This is a genomic window from Segeticoccus rhizosphaerae, from assembly GCF_005222685.1.
In the GTDB taxonomy this organism is placed as follows: domain Bacteria; phylum Actinomycetota; class Actinomycetes; order Actinomycetales; family Dermatophilaceae; genus Segeticoccus; species Segeticoccus rhizosphaerae.
The window spans coordinates 1-2,198 of record NZ_SWMA01000081.1; the positions used below are offsets into that span (position 1 = coordinate 1).

The 2,198-nt window shown below is 67.6% G+C and carries 2 protein-coding genes; both read right to left on the reverse strand.

Annotation, left to right across the window (positions count from 1 at the left end; all coding sequences use genetic code 11):
- Positions 1-62 precede the first annotated feature (62 nt).
- Complete coding sequence (gene istB / locus FCN22_RS21330; RefSeq protein WP_137123574.1) at positions 63-887, reverse strand: IS21-like element helper ATPase IstB; 825 nt, start codon at positions 885-887, stop codon at positions 63-65.
- The gene (gene istA / locus FCN22_RS21335; protein WP_137123575.1) at positions 887-2,134 is read right to left on the reverse strand and encodes an IS21 family transposase; all 1,248 of its coding nucleotides are present in this window, start codon (positions 2,132-2,134) and stop codon (positions 887-889) included. Before istA ends, istB begins: the two co-directional genes overlap by 1 nt.
- Positions 2,135-2,198: the final 64 nt, after the last annotated feature.

Here is a 2,198-nt window from a genome sequence, read left to right on the forward strand (position 1 = left end):
TGTCGGCGGCGATCGAAAATTGGTCGGTTCCGGCGCCTGAAAAGTGGACAGTTTTGGTGAGTCTATGACTCGTTGTCTGCTGTGGTGGTGCGGATGCTCGGCAGGCTGTCGATGCCGCGTCCGCGGAGTCGGTAGCTGGCGCCTTTGAGGGTGAGGACGTCGGCGTGGTGGACGATCCGGTCGATCATCGCGGCGGCGACGGCTTGGTCGCCGAAGACGCCTCCCCAGTTGGAGAACGGCAGGTTGCTGGTCAGGACCAGTGAGGCGTGCTCGTAACGGCTGGACACCAACTGGAAGAACAGGTTCGCGGCGTCTTGCTCGAAGGGTAGGTAGCCGACCTCGTCCACGATGATGAGTCCGTAACGGCCTAGCCGGGCCAGTTCTTGGGGGAGCCGGCCGGCGCGGTGGGCGTCGGTCAGGCGGGTGACCCAGTCGGTGGCGGTGGCGAACAGGACCCGGTGACCGGTGCGGGCGGCGGTGACGCCCAGCGCGGTGGCCAGGTGGGTCTTCCCGGTGCCTGGTGGGCCGAGGAGGACGACGTTGCGGGCCTCGGTGAGGAACCCGCCGGAGGCCAGGGCGGCGATCTGTTGACGGATGCCGGGTTGAGCCTGGAAGTCGAAGTCCTCGAGGGTCTTGACGGTGCCGAACCCGGCAGCCCGGATGCGCAGTTGCGCGCCCGAGGCGTTGCGGGCAGAGACTTCGCGTTCGAGGACGGCGGCGAGGTAGTCCTCATGGGTCCAGCCGGCATCACGGGCCTGGTCGGCGAGCCGGGCGGCTGCTTCGGTGATCCTTGGTGCCTTCAACGCCGAGGCGAGGTAGGCGATCTGCTTGATCGCCTCCGGCGACGCTGCAGGGGTGACTGTCGTGGCGGTGGTCTTGGTGGCCATCAGCAGACCCCCTGCTCGCCCGTGCTCAGATCACCGGTGATCCCGAAGGCCCGGTCATAGTCACCCAGATCCCGCTGCAGGTCCTTGGTGAGCTGTTCGCCGGCAGCGGCAGCGGCGGCGCGGTGTTGTTGGAACTGTTTGCGCAGCCAGGCTGCGGCCTCGACATGGGCAGGGTCAGTCACGGTGGTGCCCCGCGCCCAGATCCGGGTGTGTTCGGTGACCAGGCGTCCCTGGGCACCAACCCGGACCCGCTCGAGGTCTGCAGTGACATCGACGATGCGGCCGATCACACTCGGGTCCACGGAGTAGTCGTTGGTGTCCAGCCGCACGTAGTAGTCCCGTCCCAGGCGGATCCGGTTTCGCCAGCCCAGATGCAACGGGACCGGGGGCAGTGGCAGCATCGCGGACCGGTCCGCCTCCACCAGATCTGCCGGGCAGGCCTTGATGGTGCGCACCACCCGCGTGTTCGCCTTCACCAGCCAGTCGGTGAACTGGTCGTTGAAATCGCCCGCAGAGGTGAACGACCGGCCGGGCATGAACGAACTCTCGAACCAGCCATTACGGCGTTCGACCAGCCCCTTGGACTCCGGATCCCTGGGCGGCAGCAACACCAGCTTGGTCGCCAACGTGCCCATGAACACCGCCACGCCTTCGGCGCGGCGCTGCCCGCGGCCGATGCCGGGCTCGTTGTCCCAGATCAGCCGCCGCGGCACCCGCCCCAGCTGCTGGAGCAGCTCCCACGACCCCAGCAGCAGATCCTCGGTCTTGCGGGTGGGGATCATCCTCGCGGTGATGAACCGCGAGTGCGCGGCGGTGATCACCAGCACCGGCAACAACCTGGCGGTGCCGTCCTCCAACGGGATCCGCCGGGGCGGGAACCACAGGTCGCACTGCGCCGCATCCCCTGGCGCCCAGGTGAGCCGATCGGCCGGGTCAACCAGGCAATGCTCGGGCCGCAGCCGCTTCACGTTCTCGCTGAACCAGCGGATCGATCCGGTCCAGCCGACCCGCTCGGCCAGCACCGTGGCCGGCATGTCCGGCGTCTGCTCAAGCAGCTCTCGGACCCGCGGCTCGAACACCGCGAATGATGTCGGCTTCGGCGTTCGCTCATACCGCGGCGGCCCACCCGAGCTCACCGCCTTGATGACCGTGGTCCGCGAGATCCCTAACCGCTGCGCGATGCGTGCCTTCGGCACGCCCTCCGCAGCCAACCTCCGGATCAGCGCCCAGTCCTCCAAAGTGATCACACTCCAATGGTCGAGTGTTCACTTTTCACCGCCGAAACTGTCCAATCTTCGAGCGCCGTCGACA